Genomic DNA, 15,071 nt, shown 5'->3' on the forward strand with positions numbered 1-15,071 from the left:
AATTCCGTAGGGAAGATGAAGTACCGCAGGATTCCAGACGAAACCATTCAGCGGCTGCCCATGTATCTGCGGGCTTTCTCACTACTGGAAGGCGAAAAAGAGCTCACTGTCTGCAGCCGGCAGCTGGCTGTGCGGCTCGGACTGAACCCCCATCAGATTCGCAAAGACCTGTCTTACTTCGGAAACTTCGGAAGACGCGGCGTCGGCTATCCCGTCCAGACTACCGCCCAGCGCATTCGGCACATTCTCAAACTGGACAAAACCCAGAAGACGGCTCTCGTGGGCGCCGGACGGCTCGGAACCGCGCTGGTAGCCTATCCGGGCTTTTCCTCCTTCAACCTCGAAATCGCCGCCGTCTTTGACAATGACCCCAAAAAAATCGGAAAGAAAATCGGTCATCTGACCATTGAAAGCGCCGCCCGTCTGGCCGGACTGAAAAAACGAAATATCCATCTGGCCATCCTGGCCGTGCCGGCCGATGCCGCTCAGTCTGTCACAGAAAAACTCGTCAAGGCCGGGGTTCGCGGACTGCTGAATTTTTCGCCCGGACGCCTGAAAGTCCCGGCCTCCGTCAAAAAAATCGACATCGACCTGGCTTCCCAGCTGAGTATATTGCCTTATTATTTGTAAACAGGAACATGCAGAACAACAGGAACCCAAAACCATGAGCGTACTGAAATTCACCCCCAAGCAGTTCGATGACTTCGTTTCGACCCTGCTCAAAACCGGTCGACCCGTCATGGCTCCCCAGGCCAAAAACGGCCGCTTTGCCTTCGGCCCTCTGGCCTCCGCCGCCGACCTGCGGCTCGATTACGACGTGACTATCCTTCCCCCGAAAAAATACGTTCTTCCGCAGGTGGAAACACTTCTTGAATTTGAAGTCTGCGGCCCCTGCCGTTCTGTTCAGGAAGGCGAGCCGATGATTTTGCTCGGCGTGCACCCCTACGACCTGGCCGCCATCCTTCAGATGGATGAACTGTTCCGTCAGGGACAATACGACAAACACTATATGGACCGGCGCTGTCAGATTACCATTATCGCCCTCGATGTTGTCACCCCCAGCGCCAACGTCTTTGCCTCTTCCATGGGCACCGCCACCGTCACCAGCGGCTATGATATCCTTCTGACCGTCCTCAAAGACGGCTCGATTCTGGCCGATGCCGCCACCGCCAAAGGGCAGGAGCTCATCCGGCTGGCCGGTTCAGCCGTCCCCGCCTCCGAGGCCGATTTGCTGGCCCGCAAGGCTGTTTGGGAACACAACAACGCCGTGCTGAACAAACATATTCTGCTGTGCAAACCCTCCCTGCTCCCCAAAGTCCTTGAACAAAGCTACAACCATCCCGTCTGGGAGGAAAAAGCACGGCTGTGCTATTCCTGCGGCTCCTGCAATCAGGTTTGTCCGACGTGCTACTGCTTTGATGTGCAGGACCGCGTAAACTGGGACCTGAAAACCGGATACCGCTTCCGAGCCTGGGACGGCTGCCTGCTGGAAAATTTCGCCACGGTCGCAGGCAATCACAACTTCCGCAAAGACAGGGCCGCCCGCTACCGTCACCGGCTCTATCGAAAAGGCAAATACGTGCCCGAAAAAATCGGCGGGCAAATCGCCTGTGTCGGCTGCGGGCGATGCATCTCCGCCTGTACGGCCAAAATCGCCAACCCCGTCGAAGTGTACAATCGTCTTCTGCAGGATACAAAACTCGGCTGACAGTGCCGAATGCTGAATCATTAAGGAGAAACAGATATGTGTGAATGCTGCAGCGGCCATCCGGACATCTACCTGCCCCAGATGGCCACCATTACCAAACGCCGGATGCTCAACGGAACCGAACTGTTCCTGCATCTGGAAATGGATTCCGGAGAAGACCTCCAATACAAACCCGGACAATTCGTCGAAGTCTCTCTGGCCGGCATCGGAGAGGCGCCGATTTCCATCTCCTCCTCGCCCACCCAGAAAGGACTCGAATTGGTCGTCCGCAACGTCGGCAGTCTCACCAAAGCCATCCACAAACTTCAGGTCGGCGATAAACTGGGCATCCGGGGCCCTTACGGAACAACCTACCCCATCGAAGAAGCCAAAGGCAAAGATTTGGTCTTTATCTGCGGCGGCATCGGGTTGGTTCCCCAGCGCTCGTTCATCCGCTACGCCCTCGACCACCGGAGCGACTACGGAAAAATCATCGTCCTGATCGGCACCAAGTGCTATTCCATGCGGCTGTTCCGCGAGGAAATCGCCCTCTGGCAGGAACGCAGGGACATGACTGTGCTGGAAACCATCGATGAGGCCCACGACTGCTGGGACGGCAACGTCGGCGTCGTCACCACCCTGATCCCCAAGATTGAAAACGAACTGCCCGGCAGTCTGGTGCTGATCTGCGGACCGCCGATTATGTACAAATTTGTCCTGATTTCCCTGGCCGAAGCGCAAGTCCCCGAGGAAAACATCTATGTCAACCTCGAACGCCGGATGAAATGCGGCGTCGGCAAGTGCGGCCATTGTCAGATTAACGATAAATACGTCTGTCAGGATGGGCCGGTGTTCCGCTACAGCGACCTGGCCCTCGTACCGGAGGCCATCTAATGAGCAAACCGCGCGTAGCTATTTTCGATTTCGCCTGCTGTGAAGGCTGCCAGCTGCAGATTGTCAACCTCGAAGAAGAAATTCTGGATTTGATTAACGTCGTGGACGTCGTGGAATGGCGGGAAGCCATGAGCGAGCAGAGCCACGACTACGACATCGCCATTGTGGAGGGCTCCATTACCCGGCATGAAGATGAGCTCCGCCTGCAGGTCATCCGCAGCCGCTGCAAGATTCTCATTGCCCTCGGCTCCTGCGCCACCATCGGCGGTGTCAACAAAATCAAAAACAATTTCGACCTCAACGACGTCAAAGAGTGCGTGTACGGCAAAGACGCCAAGATGCCGCACTTGAATACCGACATGACCAAAGCCGTCGACGAAGTGGTGCCCGTCGATGCCTATATCCACGGCTGTCCCATCGACCGCAAAGAGTTCGGCACCGTCATTCGCGCCCTGCTGCTGGGCAAGCGCCCGCCGATTCCGGACTATCCCGTCTGCGTCGAATGCAAGGCCAAAGAAAACGTCTGCCGATACGAGTACAACGAAATCTGTCTGGGACCGATTATCCGGGCCGGCTGCGGCGCCCGATGTCCGTCCTTCAATTTCCGCTGCTTCGGATGCCGCGGGTATGTGGACCATCCCAATGTCGAAGCGGCCAAAGAAGTCATGGACAAATACGGTCTGACCGTTGAAGACCTCAAACAAAAAATGACCCTCTTCGGAAGCAAACAAGGACATACACTATGAGCGCCAATATCCAGATTAACGTTCATCACGTCACCCGCCTTGAAGGGCACGGCAATATCGTCGTCAACATCCGAAACGGCACCATCGAAAAGTGCCAGTGGCAGGTCCCGGAGGCCCCGCGCTTCTTCGAAGCCATGGTCCGCGGACGACGCTGGGATGATATTCAAACCATCGTCAGCCGAATCTGCGGCATCTGCTCGATCACCCACTCGCTGGCCTCCACCAAGGCCGTCGAAGATGCCCTCGGGCTGCAGGTCTCCGAACAGACCGACATGCTCCGCATCCTGATGCACTACTCCGAACAGCTCCAGAGCCATACGCTTCACGTCGGCTATCTGGTCGCCCCGGACCTGTTCGGCGAAAAATCCGTTGTGCCGCTGGTCGGCAAGGCCCCTGACGCCGTCAAAAAAATCATCAAGGCCCACCGCATCGCCAACCAGTGGTCGGACCTGCTGGCCGGCCGAACTACCCACCCGGTTACACTCACGCCGGGGGGGATGACCAAAATCCCCACCGCTCAGGAGCTAAAAGACCTCCAGAAAACCCTCAAAGAGGCCGTTCCGGATTTGGTCGCCATCTGCGAAGTAGTCCACAGCGTCGCCGACCGGATGCCCGCCTTTGAGCGGCCCACCGAATACATCTCGCTCCGGCAGGACAATCCGCCGACCTATACCTTCTATCACGGCGATATCGTCTCCAGCGACGGCTACGGCCCTGTTCATATTCGCGACTGGGAAAGCGTCGCCAACGAATATGTCAGCCCCCAGTCCACGGCCAAATGGTGCCGCTGGCACCGCGATTCCTACGCCGTCGGCGCCCTGGCACGCTTCAACAACAACGGCCATCTGCTCAGTCCGCTGGGCAAAAAAGTCGCCGACATGTTCGGCCTTAAAAAAGGCTGCTGCAACCCGTTTATGAACAACGTCGCCCAGCTGGCCGAGGCCGCCCACGTCGTCGAGGCAAGCATTGAGCTGATTGACAAACTCCTGACCAAGGGCCTCAAAGAGGAAAAGGTCAAGGTTACGCCGCGAGCCGGACGCGGCAGCGGCTGCGTTGAAGCCCCGCGCGGCATCCTCTTCCACACCTACGAATTCAACAAAAAAGGCGAATGCATTGCGGCCAATATCTGCATTCCGACCAACCAGAACCACGCGAACATCCAGAAGGATTTCGAAAAATTCGTGCCTGAATACATGCATCTGGGCGAAGACGGCCTTCGGCACGGGATGGAAATGCTTGTCCGCTCCTACGACCCCTGCATCTCCTGTTCAACCCACATGCTCAATGTCACCTTCGTCAAATAACTGTTTTGGACAGTCTGGAAAAAAGAGCCCCGCATGCCGGGGCTTTTTTATTGCGCAGCTCCCTTTTTATCGTCTATAATCCGTGAAATCCTTGTAATCTGTGGTTAAATAAAATCAAACCCGTGTTCATCCGTGGTTAAATATATGGCAAAAGAAACCATCGTTATCGGGCTGGGCAATCCGCTGATGGCCGACGAAGGCATCGGGGTGGTCCTGATTGAACGGCTGGAGGCCCTTGCCCGCGAAGGCAAAATCCCGGGCGCCGACCGCATCCAGTTTTATGACGGAGGCACCGGCGGAATGAACCTGCTCCATGTTCTGGCCGGCCGCCGGAAAGCCGTCCTTATCGACTGTGCCCGGATGGGAACTGAACCCGGCACTATCCGACGCTTCACCCCCGACCAGGTTCAGACCATAAAACAGCTGGCGCACCTGTCTCTTCACGAAGTCGATATCCTGAAGGTCCTCGACATCTCCCGGCAATTGGGCGAATGTCCTGAGGAAGTCGTCTTCTTCGGCATTGAACCGCTGGAAATCTGCCAACGCATCGGTTTGTCACCGCTCCTGGAAAAACAAATCCCGTACTGCCTGCACTCTATCCTCCGCGACATTGCTCCTGCCTTGTAAAAGCACTCTGCTGCTGCTCCTGCCCCTTCTGAAACCGGTGATTTCACGTCCCTTCTCTCCGCCGTCCCCCTTCCCCTGGGCCGCCGTTTCCAGTCTTTATCCTGCAGGTTCTTGTCCCTCCCGTGCAGGCGGGAACCCAGGCCTTTTTACAGCTCGTTTGCCGGATTAGAAACGCGGTTTTCGTTCTTATGAAATAGGCTGGAAATGCTTTAATTCTTAAAAATTCTGAGATGTCTGATTATTGATTTGACTTTGCCGAGACTGGATTTTATCCTGCTTGTACTTCGCAGCCGAAAACCGTGTATAATGGAAAGGGTTGCTCCATGAAAACAAATCGGTTACACCTTCTCCTTGCCGCAGCCTCAATCTTGCTTCTCAATGGCTGTCAAACATTCCAGACTGCCTCCACGGAAAAATTCGGAGCGGGAGGAATCCCCGGAGAAAAGTATCGAGTCGGCGGCGGTTACCAGATCCGCTACGTCGCTCCCGAAGCCGGGGTGGTCTATCTGGTCGAACATCGAACCGGAACCTTGCTGGGTACAGAATCTCTTCGGCGAGGGGATGCCTTTGAATTCTTTCCCACCCCAGAAGTTGTGGAAGGATTCAGACGGGTCGGCATCGAACTGGCCAGAGGAGAATTTGTGATTTATTTTGTACCCGCCTCTGTCTTGTACCATCGCTGATGCGGTCCGTCTGATGCCGGACCCCGGTATTCGGCTTTTTTCGGAACGGAAATCGCAACTTCCTGTTTTTCCTCTCTCCGTACAGACCGACAATTTGGCAGAGATGGAAGGGGAAACCGGCTTTTCCTCAATCCGCTTCCGCCGCTCCGTTATCCTGCTCTGAATCAAAAATCTCTCTCGCCTTCTTCGGCTGGAGGAATACCATAACAAAGTCATCTACTCAGGGATTGAATCTCTGGAAATCCGTAAGCAAATGTCCCTGTCAGCCCTGCTGGAAAAGCAAATTTCCTGTTTCCTTGAAACCATCCTTCATGAAATCTCTTCGCCCGCCGCCTCCCAATAAATTCGCCGCTCAAACCGGAGCGGGAATCTCTTTTGCGGCCCGCTATATCCTGACCCTGATACTGGAAACTGGAGTCTGGCGGCTGGCGGCTGGATATTCCTGTTTTCCCTTCCAAAAAAGAGAAAAATGAATACAATATTCGAACAATGTGTACAAATAGAAAAACCCTACAATCTAACAGGAGATAAACACATGCGAACAGTCTGGACAATTTCATCCGTTTTGTCTGTCCTTTGGCTCGGCAGCACTGCCATTCAAACGGCAAACCCCACCATAAACTTTGAAAATCCGGATGCCAACTATGCCTGGCCGGTACACGACCCGCAGCGTCCGCTTCCGCCGGTCGTCAAACCCGGCGCCGAAAATCACCTGCCGCCCTCCGATGCCGTTATTCTCTTTGACGGCAAGGACTTATCGGCCTGGAAAAGTGCCAAAAATCCTGACAAGCCCGCCCCTTGGAAAGTGGAAAACGGCTATTTCGAAGTCGTTCCGGGCTCCGGCGACATCGTCACCAAAGACAGTTTCGGCTCCTGCCAGCTTCATATCGAATGGGCCAGCCCCGAAGTTGTCAAAGGCGACAGCCAGGGCCGCGGCAACAGCGGCGTCTTTCTGATGGGCCTCTACGAAATCCAAATCCTCGATTCCTATGACAATCTCACCTACGCCGACGGAATGGCCGCCGCCGTGTACAGCCAGAATCCGCCGCTGGTCAACGCCTGCCGGGCCCCCGGGCAGTGGCAGACCTACGACATCATCTTTCATGCCCCCAAGTTCGAGGACGGCAAACTCGTCCGCCCAGCAGATGTTACGGTGTTTCACAACGGCGTCCTTGTGCAGGATCGCTGGATTCTGACCGGCCCGACCGCCTGGAAGCAGCGGCCCCCGTACTCCCCTCATCCGGAAAAACTCCCGCTGTCCCTGCAGGACCACGGCAACCCCGTCCGCTTCCGCAACATCTGGATTCGCCCGCTGTAGGAACCGTGGGGTAATACGCATCAACCAGAGCCAAAGGAGCGAAATGACTTCTGTTTTTGCCAACAGCAAAGATTACTTCGTTGACGAAGCAGGAGATCTGACATTCTTCAACAGCAAAGGACAAATCATCATTGGCCCGGAAGGGGTCTCTCGTTTTTTTCTGGTAGGTGTCGCCTGCCTGCCGAATCCGCAAGAAGCTGACCAAAAACTGTCCGCGTTGCGAAAGCAGCTGCTGGAAGACCCTTATTTCTCAGGCGTACCATCTATGCATCCGGACGCAGGAAAAACAGCCTTGCTATTCCACGCCAGCAAAGACCTGCCTGAGGTATGCAGAGAGGTTTTTCGAATGCTCGCATCTCAAATTGAGGCAAAGGTGCTGGTCGTTGTCCGAAGGAAAAGAGTGCTTGCAGAAGAAGCTAAAAAATTTTTTGAAAAATTCGGCATAAAAATATCGTCAAATGACATCTACGATGACCTTATTAAACGGCTCTTTCGAAATTTGCTGCATAAATCTGATAAAAACAGAATATTCATTTCACGACGTGGTCGTCATGACCGGTTGGACGCTCTGAAAAAAGCAGTCGAGAAGGCAAAGAAAAACTTTACTCACAAATACGGTATAAAATCTGACAAAGATGTAGAAATCAAAATATCCCATTCACATGAACACGCGGGACTGCAAATCATCGATTACTATTTGTGGGCCTTGCAGCGTCTCTATGAACGAGAGGAGGACCGTTTTTTTCGCTTGCTAAAATCCAATTATCGATTGATTATTGATCTGGTGATAAAAGGAACAAACCTTACGGTGAATATTATACAGACCAGAACCCTTTGGATTTGAACAGAATTTGCAAAGAAACAAGCTAGGTTTCAGGTCTGCTCCTGAAACACACGGCATGAAGCCGACATTCGCTTGTTTCCTTTAATATAAAATACATCCTAAATGGATGAAAGTCAATTAAAATAACATAAGATTGCAATATCAAGACCAACCCCGTCTTGTTATAGGAAAAAGTGCCTATGAAGTGCAGCGAACTGAATCTACAGCCGGCAATCATCAAAGGCCTTCAGAAAGTCGGATACGAAGAGCTTACGCCCATTCAGCAGCAGACGCTCGAGCCGATTCTGGCCGGACGCGACCTGATCGCCAAGGCCGAGACCGGCTCCGGCAAGACCGCCGCCTGCGCCATTCCTATTTTGGAGAAAATTGACCCCCATCTGAAAGAAGTCCAGGCCCTCATTCTCGTGCCCACCCGGGAGCTGGCTCTTCAGTATGTCGAGGAAATCAGCAAGATTGCCCAGTTTACCTCCATCCAAGCCTTTGCCGTTTACGGCGGCTTTTCGATGGATATCCAAAAAGGCAAGCTCGCCGACGGCGTCCACGTCCTTGTGGCCACACCCGGGCGGCTCATCGACCTGCTCTACAACAGCCCGCTGACCCTTTCTCATGTCCGCACCCTCGTGCTCGACGAAGCCGATGAGATGCTCGATATGGGCTTTCTGCCCGATGTGGAGTTTGTCTTTTCGTGTCTGGTTCACGAACACCAGACGCTGCTGTTCAGCGCCACCATGCCGCCGGAAATTAAAACGCTTGCCCAGCGGTATTTGAAAAACCCGGTCATCATTGAACTGAATGTCGAAAAGGTCGCTCCGGAATCGCTCACCCATACCTTCTGCCAGGTTCGACCGCATCATCGGCTTCAGGCCCTGCTGGAGTATCTGAAAACCGAAAACCCCCGTCAGGCTATTCTGTTCTGCAACAGCCGCCGCAGCAGTGAGCAATTATACAATCATCTCAAAAAAGAGCTGGACTCCGTCGAAATCATCCACGGCGGCCTCGAACAGGCACGCCGGACCAGTCTGTTTCGTCGATTCAAGCGGCTGGACATCCGGTATATGATTGCTACGGACATTGCCAGCCGCGGCCTGGATTTCAGCCATACCACCCACGTGATTAACTACGATTTCCCGACGCATCCGGAATCCTACACACACCGAACCGGACGCACCGCCCGAATGGGACGGCAGGGGGTAGCCCTGACGTTTTACACCCCGCAGGACCTTCGAAAACTGCGAACCCTCATTCGGGTCAACCGCATCCAGCCCGTCTGGATTGGTCCTGAACCGGACCTGAATCTCAAACCGTCCAAATCCAAATCTTCGACGCAGACGCACGCTGAACACAAAAAACGGCAGCCGACCCACCGCCGGCGCAGGCGTTCTCGTTCCAAAGGCAGCCGGCCGGAGGAAAAGTGATTGCTCTTCGGCAGGGGAATCGGTAGGATTTGGAAACCATGAGTCAGTCATCCAAGAAAAACGAGTTCTGCCGTGTGTTTGCCGAAGCCGCCGCCGTTCACAAACAATTGCTGGCGGTCTTCGAAAAGGAATGCATCGGTCCGCTCAAAAAGGCCGGACAAATGCTGATTGATTGTCTGGAAGCGGGCGGCTGCATCTACACCTGCGGGAACGGGGGTTCGGCCGCCGATGCCCAGCATGTCGCCGCCGAACTGGTCGGACGTTTCCGGCGCAACCGAAAGGGGCTGCCCGCCGTCGCTCTGACCACCGATACCTCCATTCTCACCTCCGTCGGGAATGATTACGGCTTTGAAGAGATTTTCAGCCGCCAGACGGAAGCCCTCGTCCGCAAAGGCGATATCCTCTGGGCATTTTCCACCAGCGGAAAATCTCCCAATATCCTCAAGGCCGCTCAAACCGCCAAAGCCCAAGGGGCCCTTGTCTTAAGCTTTACCGGACGCAAAAACTCCCCCCTCGAAGTCCTTTCCGACGTCTGCCTGTGCCTCGAAGGGCCCACTGCCTCCGTGCAGGAAATCCACCAGCTGGCTTATCATATCCTCTGCGACTGGGTGGAGGCCCATTTCGCAGAACGGTCATAGCGTCGGCTTACTTACTCATTCAGAACAAGCAGCTCAATGTTGCGAAATTCTACGGGATGGCTTTCCGCCTGCAGGCTGATATAACCGCCCGTCACCCGTCGAGATGCCCCGGCCTCAATCAGTTTGCGGGCATCCGCATCGCCGTCATCCAGTTCCGGACGGCTGTATTCGAGAACGACCTGCCCGTTAATCAAATGCCGAATCAGCCGGTCGCCGTGCACCTCCACCTCCGCCGTCACCCACTGGTCGCCGTGAAAGGTCGGCGAGGAGGAAGGAATACAGTGCTCCGTTCGGCGGCGGTCCTGGATAACCACATGCGTTCCCGGTGTGCACAGGTTGCCGGTCGTCCGCTCATTCTGGCCATCGCCTCCCAGCAGCTGCACCTCCAGACAGACCGGAAAGTTCTGCTCCAGTCCCATCGTCTCCGGCTTTTGACAGTGAATCATAATGCCGCTGTTGCGGAAGGCCCAGGACGGTCCGCCCTTTACCTGCTCCCCGACAAACCGATATTCGAGGCGAATCCGATAGTGCGAAAACGGCACCGCATAAAACAGATGCCCGAACCGCCCTTCAAACTGTTCATACTGGTCATAGGAAACCTTTAAAACGCCGTTTTCGGCCCGGAAGGTATTTTTGTAATTTTCTCCCAGCGGACGGCCGGCAAACTTCGGCGTCCATCCTTCCAGATTCTGGCCGTTAAACAGAGAAATCCACCGCTCCTGGACAACAGGTTCCGTTTGATGACGGCGGCATCCTACGAAAATCACCCCAGCGGCCAATACACCCAGAACGATTCTCTGCATTCCTTGTGTCATTTTCAGTCTCCTTTCCTGACCGGCTGAACGGGGGCCACACAAAAGATATACACCAGCGGCTCCCGACCGGTATTGATGATATTGTGTTCCGTATAGGGCGGAATATAACAAACCCTGCCTTCTCCGACAGGGTAATCCTTTCCGGCGATTTGGGCCGTCCCCTGTCCGGATAGAAACACCAGCGCCTCTTCGTGACCTTCCGTCGAATGAACTCCGCAGTCGCCCCCGGGTTCCAGCCAAACTCTTCCGGCCTTCATTCCGCAGGTGAACGCCGGATCAATCACCCGCTGATAGGCCCGCTGGTTATTCAGCTCCGTCACAAACGCCTGATTGGCCATAAATCTCTCCCAAAATATTGCCCGGAATTGCCAAAGATACTATAAAGAAAAACGGCGGAATCGCAATCCTAAATATACACAAATAAAAACCAAACTTTCGATTCCGCCGACAGCCGGATATCCTTCTGTGGTAAACGGCACAAACCGGGCTTATGAGCATGCATCAGCCTGATGCGATATGAGTGCCCTCCGGATAAAATTTTCTGTTTTGACCCGAAATATGCCGATATAGTAAGTCGATAGTTTTCGATATGGCGAACGAAGCGTTTCAAAAATCCAAAGATAAAAAGGAACTATGGCAACAGAGTATTCTGCCGAGATAATCCATCGACTGGAGGAGGCCTTCGGCCGGCTGGGACTGCATCGCCCGATGAACGTCAGCCGGTATGAGCCGGGTACCCAGCTGCAGTATGCAGTCACCCCCCTGCCGGCCCGCGGCACGGCCCATGTGAGGGTTCAGATTGAGCGGTTTGTCGGCGGCGGCTTTGCCGGACAGGTCTATCAGATTCGCCTGCTGGAAATTGTCAAAGACGGGCAGGTTGTCCAGGAATTCGCCGGTCTCCGGCAGAACAATCTTTACGCGATGAAAATCTTAATTCCGCCTTCCGGGACGGGTCGTTTGTTTAGAGATTTGCTGTATGCGGTGGGGTTTCAGGGGCCGTTTCAGCCGCAGGTCAATCCGGCGGCGGCCCGGGCCGGTGCTCTCTGGCAGACCTTCATCCGTCAGGCAGCCGCCGAACGGTTTGGAGATACCGAATGCGTCAACGAGATTTATGCCACCTTCGCGGACCCTGTGCTGGGCAGCTGCGGCGAGATCAGCCGCTGGATAGACGGGCGGACCTGGCGGCTGGAGGTGGACGACCGACTGGACCTGTTGCGGCTGTGGCGCAAGGGACGACCGGTCCCGACTGAACAGCTCGGTTCACCGGAGTATCGGGCCAAGTATGTCTTTATGCATGATTTTGTGCGGCTGCTCTACGAGCTGGGGGCCTACGAATTTGCACGCCAATACGAATGGAGCACCTGCAAAAGCCAGCCGAATTGCCTCAAACGCCTCGACACCAACAACGACCCGCAGGCCGGTCTGGTCGCAGTGGACTTTCGCGCGGGGTTGACCCTTTTGCCCTTCCTGCCGATGAGCCCGGGGGATTTTAAACTCATCGCCAAAGGCATCGCCCGCGGCTCGCTGGTTCAATTTGACCGGGGAGATTTGGCCAAACTGGAACGGTATATCCGGGAACATCCGCAAGCATTTGCCTCCATGCCTTACAAAGACCAGATGCTGCGGGAACTGAAGGAATGTGAAGAGATTTACCGCAATTCGATTCCGGATATTACACACAATCATATTCGGCTTCTGACAGACGGCCGACTGTGGAGCACCCTTTTATCCAGTGCCGTAACCAGCTGGCGGGTCTGCGGCCAGATTGATGCGCAGCACGAAACGGTCTTGCGCGGCTGTGCGGGCAAGACGCTTTTGTTTTGGATGCTCGGGCTTGTGCCGCTGCTGGGACGCGTTTTGCGCAAGGCCTGGGGGCGGCCGGACTGGCGCTCGCACTATCTCGAACTTTTAAGCAGTCCGTCATACTTTGGACGGACAATTGTCGGCAAAATCTATGAAATTCTCATCGGCTGGCATCGCAAAGGGCGTCTGGGCGAAAAACAAGTCGAGGCCATTCTGAGAAGCCCCTGGCGGTTTTGGCTGCACCTGCCGCTGGCGATTCTTCCGGCCGGGCTCCATCGCTTTTTGACGGACAAACAAGTCTTTCTCGCCCGGCTCCACTCCCTGTTTGTCCGGCCGTTCCAGTTGTACTTTAAGCCCGACCTGCGGGAACAGTGGCTGCGGGATATGGTGCAGGAGGGGCAGAAAAAACAGATTCTCAGCGAGGAGGATGCAGCAACAATTCTTTCCCAAATCAAAGAGCCGTTTATTCAGCGCTATTTGATGTGCCTGGTGCTGCACCTGCTGACCCTGCCGGTTACCCAGCTGGTCGGACTGCTGATTGCTGTCGTGTACTGGATTTACCACCCGGAATTGACCTTCTGGGAAGCCTTTGCGTTTGCCGGAATTGTGCTGGGAGTGCTGGCTTTTGTCCCGATTTCCCCGGGTTCCTTTACCCGGGGTTTGATTACAACGATTATGGCCATCCGGGACCGTACCGTGAAAGAATACAACATCGCACTCTATCTGAGTTATTTCAAATATGTAGGGTATCTGGCATTCCCGATTCAGATGACGTATCGGTATCCGGCCCTGGCACGCTTTATGGCGGCCCACTGGGCGACGGATGCCGTACACATCGTGCCGGTATTCGGGGAGCGGGGGGCTCTGCTGGAACACGGCATCTTTCGGCTCTTTTACAACTGGCCGCTGACGATTCGGCGCCGAATGCCCCAAATCGCTCAGATGCGTCTTGGGCTCAGACCCCGCCTTTGGCCCGCCGCAGCCGCATTTCTCGGAGCCGCCGCGACCATGACGATTTGCCATGTCCTGTACTATGAATCGACCCAAACTCCCCCGACCAAAGAAAACCTTTGGTATCTGAAACCTCTGTTGTGTCTGGCCTTACTCGTACCGGCGGCCGCCGGGTGGATTGGGGCCCGATTCGCCGGCGGCCTGGTTCGAAGCAAACGAATCGCCGCCGCCGCACTCGGTGGGCCGGCCGCAGCGGCACTCTATACACTCGGAACCTTTCTGGTCGAACAGAGCTGGGACACTCCGACAAAACCAGCCCTGCTGATTCCGCTTCTCTGGCGGGGGTTTCTCTTTCCGCTTGCCGCTGTCCTGGGGGCTCTCACCGCAGAAATCACCGAACCGTCCCCCGATGTAAAATCTTTCCAAAAAAAATGATTAAAACACATCCAGAAAAACCGTCCGGTTTTGTCCGGTTTCCTCTTTTTTCATCTGGATTTATTGGACGAACGCTTGTAAAATGCCGGTGTTTGTGAGAAAATCGCTTTTGGACGAAAAACCAAATTGCGTTTTTGGAGTTGAAAGAGAATGAAAAATCCTTTTGGGTCGTTTTGTGACGGCCTGTTTTTGGACATGTGCATCACAACGCAGTTGAAACTGCCGCGCCAGCGGGAAACCGTCCTGGCGTTTTTTGAGCGGATTCAAAAACGCTTCCCCACCCTGCATCAGTTTTCCCGACGGGAACAGGGGGAACTGATTTTGGAAGAAGAAATTGAGGGACGCCGGTTCCGCTGGGTGGCGATGGAAACCCAGCGTCTGTCCGCCGGGTGCGCAGACCCGGACGATTTTGAGCAGGCCTACGAACTCCAGCGGGAAGTCATCGAGATTATGCCGTATATGCTGGGCATCAGCCCGCTGGACATCGAATCTCTGGATGTAACCTTTACCATGGATTTTGACTATCAGGGCAATCACGATGAAGTGATTGCCGAGGCCCTGCTGGGCAATTCGAGTTTAAGCAGCTTTTTCGAAATTCCGGGGGCCAAAGTGGTCAGCTGCTGCCCCACCCTGATTGCAGCCCTGACGCCGGACGGTTCCCTGCAGGCACGGATAGCCATGGAGTCCCGCAGCGGGCTTCTGGAGCGCAGCGACAAAGGAAAAATGGAAGAGCCCATCAGTCTCTATTTTACCGTTCGCCGCTATCCTTCCGGACAGGCGGAATGGACAACCGCAGAGGCCTTTGCCAAACAATGCCGCATCGCCGAGCATCTGATGTTTGAGCGGATTATTCCCCATTTTGCCCGGCCGCTGAGCAATGCCATATCTCAGAGACGTTAACAGGTTCTTCA

General features: G+C 54.9%; 15 protein-coding genes. 13 read left to right on the forward strand and 2 right to left on the reverse strand.

Translation table 11 applies throughout. The annotated features are described in order from the left end of the window. Positions 1–15 precede the first annotated feature (15 nt). From WHS88_03890 to WHS88_03940, 11 genes are all read left to right on the forward strand, one after another. Positions 16–630, forward strand: coding sequence for a redox-sensing transcriptional repressor Rex (locus WHS88_03890; GenBank protein MEJ5259313.1), 615 nt, complete (start codon positions 16–18; stop codon positions 628–630). 34 nt (positions 631–664) lie between these two features. Further along, positions 665–1,708, forward strand: coding sequence for a 4Fe-4S dicluster domain-containing protein (locus tag WHS88_03895; protein MEJ5259314.1), 1,044 nt, complete (start codon positions 665–667; stop codon positions 1,706–1,708). Between the two features lie 36 nt (positions 1,709–1,744). After that, the gene (locus WHS88_03900) at positions 1,745–2,581 is read left to right on the forward strand and encodes an FAD/NAD(P)-binding protein (GenBank protein MEJ5259315.1); all 837 of its coding nucleotides are present in this window, start codon (positions 1,745–1,747) and stop codon (positions 2,579–2,581) included. Continuing rightward, complete coding sequence (locus WHS88_03905) at positions 2,581–3,327, forward strand: hypothetical protein (protein MEJ5259316.1); 747 nt, start codon at positions 2,581–2,583, stop codon at positions 3,325–3,327. The genes WHS88_03900 and WHS88_03905 overlap by 1 nt, the downstream gene beginning before the upstream one ends. Then, a complete protein-coding gene (locus WHS88_03910; protein MEJ5259317.1) occupies positions 3,324–4,631 on the forward strand; it encodes a Ni/Fe hydrogenase subunit alpha in 1,308 nt (435 codons plus the stop codon). Before WHS88_03905 ends, WHS88_03910 begins: the two co-directional genes overlap by 4 nt. Positions 4,632–4,775: 144 nt before the next feature. After that, positions 4,776–5,258 (forward strand): hydrogenase maturation protease, encoded by a 483-nt coding sequence (locus WHS88_03915; GenBank protein ID MEJ5259318.1) that lies wholly within the window; start codon positions 4,776–4,778, stop codon positions 5,256–5,258. A 323-nt stretch (positions 5,259–5,581) separates the two neighbouring features. Next, positions 5,582–5,941, forward strand: coding sequence for a hypothetical protein (locus WHS88_03920; GenBank protein MEJ5259319.1), 360 nt, complete (start codon positions 5,582–5,584; stop codon positions 5,939–5,941). A 535-nt stretch (positions 5,942–6,476) separates the two neighbouring features. Further along, complete coding sequence (locus WHS88_03925) at positions 6,477–7,259, forward strand: DUF1080 domain-containing protein (GenBank protein ID MEJ5259320.1); 783 nt, start codon at positions 6,477–6,479, stop codon at positions 7,257–7,259. Between the two features lie 43 nt (positions 7,260–7,302). Continuing rightward, entirely contained in the window at positions 7,303–8,103 is an 801-nt protein-coding gene (locus tag WHS88_03930; protein MEJ5259321.1) for a DUF3800 domain-containing protein, read from the forward strand. A gap of 179 nt (positions 8,104–8,282) precedes the next feature. Next, a complete protein-coding gene (locus WHS88_03935; GenBank protein MEJ5259322.1) occupies positions 8,283–9,518 on the forward strand; it encodes a DEAD/DEAH box helicase in 1,236 nt (411 codons plus the stop codon). A 38-nt stretch (positions 9,519–9,556) separates the two neighbouring features. Continuing rightward, on the forward strand, positions 9,557–10,156 hold the full coding sequence (locus WHS88_03940) for an SIS domain-containing protein (GenBank protein MEJ5259323.1): 600 nt from the start codon (positions 9,557–9,559) through the stop codon (positions 10,154–10,156). Positions 10,157–10,167: 11 nt separating this feature from the next. Here WHS88_03940 and WHS88_03945 read toward each other — a convergent pair whose 3' ends face one another. Both WHS88_03945 and WHS88_03950 read right to left on the reverse strand, forming a co-directional pair. Continuing rightward, on the reverse strand, positions 10,168–10,971 hold the full coding sequence (locus tag WHS88_03945; protein ID MEJ5259324.1) for a DUF1080 domain-containing protein: 804 nt from the start codon (positions 10,969–10,971) through the stop codon (positions 10,168–10,170). Between the two features lie 2 nt (positions 10,972–10,973). After that, positions 10,974–11,309 (reverse strand): cupin domain-containing protein, encoded by a 336-nt coding sequence (locus WHS88_03950; GenBank protein ID MEJ5259325.1) that lies wholly within the window; start codon positions 11,307–11,309, stop codon positions 10,974–10,976. A 295-nt stretch (positions 11,310–11,604) separates the two neighbouring features. On the opposite strand from WHS88_03950, the gene WHS88_03955 reads away from it, so the two are divergent. Continuing rightward, positions 11,605–14,160 (forward strand): hypothetical protein, encoded by a 2,556-nt coding sequence (locus tag WHS88_03955; protein MEJ5259326.1) that lies wholly within the window; start codon positions 11,605–11,607, stop codon positions 14,158–14,160. A gap of 150 nt (positions 14,161–14,310) precedes the next feature. Continuing rightward, entirely contained in the window at positions 14,311–15,060 is a 750-nt protein-coding gene (locus tag WHS88_03960; protein ID MEJ5259327.1) for a hypothetical protein, read from the forward strand. Positions 15,061–15,071: the final 11 nt, after the last annotated feature.

Source organism: Anaerohalosphaeraceae bacterium, assembly GCA_037479115.1.
Classification (GTDB): domain Bacteria; phylum Planctomycetota; class Phycisphaerae; order Sedimentisphaerales; family Anaerohalosphaeraceae; genus JAHDQI01.

What these genes read in the sequence shown, in the direction of transcription:
- WHS88_03890 (MEJ5259313.1), top strand. Translation starts at nt 16, where the DNA reads ATGAAGTACCGCAGGATTCCAGACGAAACCATTCAGCGGCTGCCCATG.
- WHS88_03895 (MEJ5259314.1), top strand. Translation starts at nt 665, where the DNA reads ATGAGCGTACTGAAATTCACCCCCAAGCAGTTCGATGACTTCGTTTCG.
- WHS88_03900 (MEJ5259315.1), top strand. Translation starts at nt 1,745, where the DNA reads ATGTGTGAATGCTGCAGCGGCCATCCGGACATCTACCTGCCCCAGATG.
- WHS88_03905 (MEJ5259316.1), top strand. Translation starts at nt 2,581, where the DNA reads ATGAGCAAACCGCGCGTAGCTATTTTCGATTTCGCCTGCTGTGAAGGC.
- WHS88_03910 (MEJ5259317.1), top strand. Translation starts at nt 3,324, where the DNA reads ATGAGCGCCAATATCCAGATTAACGTTCATCACGTCACCCGCCTTGAA.
- WHS88_03915 (MEJ5259318.1), top strand. Translation starts at nt 4,776, where the DNA reads ATGGCAAAAGAAACCATCGTTATCGGGCTGGGCAATCCGCTGATGGCC.
- WHS88_03920 (MEJ5259319.1), top strand. Translation starts at nt 5,582, where the DNA reads ATGAAAACAAATCGGTTACACCTTCTCCTTGCCGCAGCCTCAATCTTG.
- WHS88_03925 (MEJ5259320.1), top strand. Translation starts at nt 6,477, where the DNA reads ATGCGAACAGTCTGGACAATTTCATCCGTTTTGTCTGTCCTTTGGCTC.
- WHS88_03930 (MEJ5259321.1), top strand. Translation starts at nt 7,303, where the DNA reads ATGACTTCTGTTTTTGCCAACAGCAAAGATTACTTCGTTGACGAAGCA.
- WHS88_03935 (MEJ5259322.1), top strand. Translation starts at nt 8,283, where the DNA reads ATGAAGTGCAGCGAACTGAATCTACAGCCGGCAATCATCAAAGGCCTT.
- WHS88_03940 (MEJ5259323.1), top strand. Translation starts at nt 9,557, where the DNA reads ATGAGTCAGTCATCCAAGAAAAACGAGTTCTGCCGTGTGTTTGCCGAA.
- WHS88_03945 (MEJ5259324.1), bottom strand. Translation starts at nt 10,971, where the DNA reads ATGACACAAGGAATGCAGAGAATCGTTCTGGGTGTATTGGCCGCTGGG.
- WHS88_03950 (MEJ5259325.1), bottom strand. Translation starts at nt 11,309, where the DNA reads ATGGCCAATCAGGCGTTTGTGACGGAGCTGAATAACCAGCGGGCCTAT.
- WHS88_03955 (MEJ5259326.1), top strand. Translation starts at nt 11,605, where the DNA reads ATGGCAACAGAGTATTCTGCCGAGATAATCCATCGACTGGAGGAGGCC.
- WHS88_03960 (MEJ5259327.1), top strand. Translation starts at nt 14,311, where the DNA reads ATGAAAAATCCTTTTGGGTCGTTTTGTGACGGCCTGTTTTTGGACATG.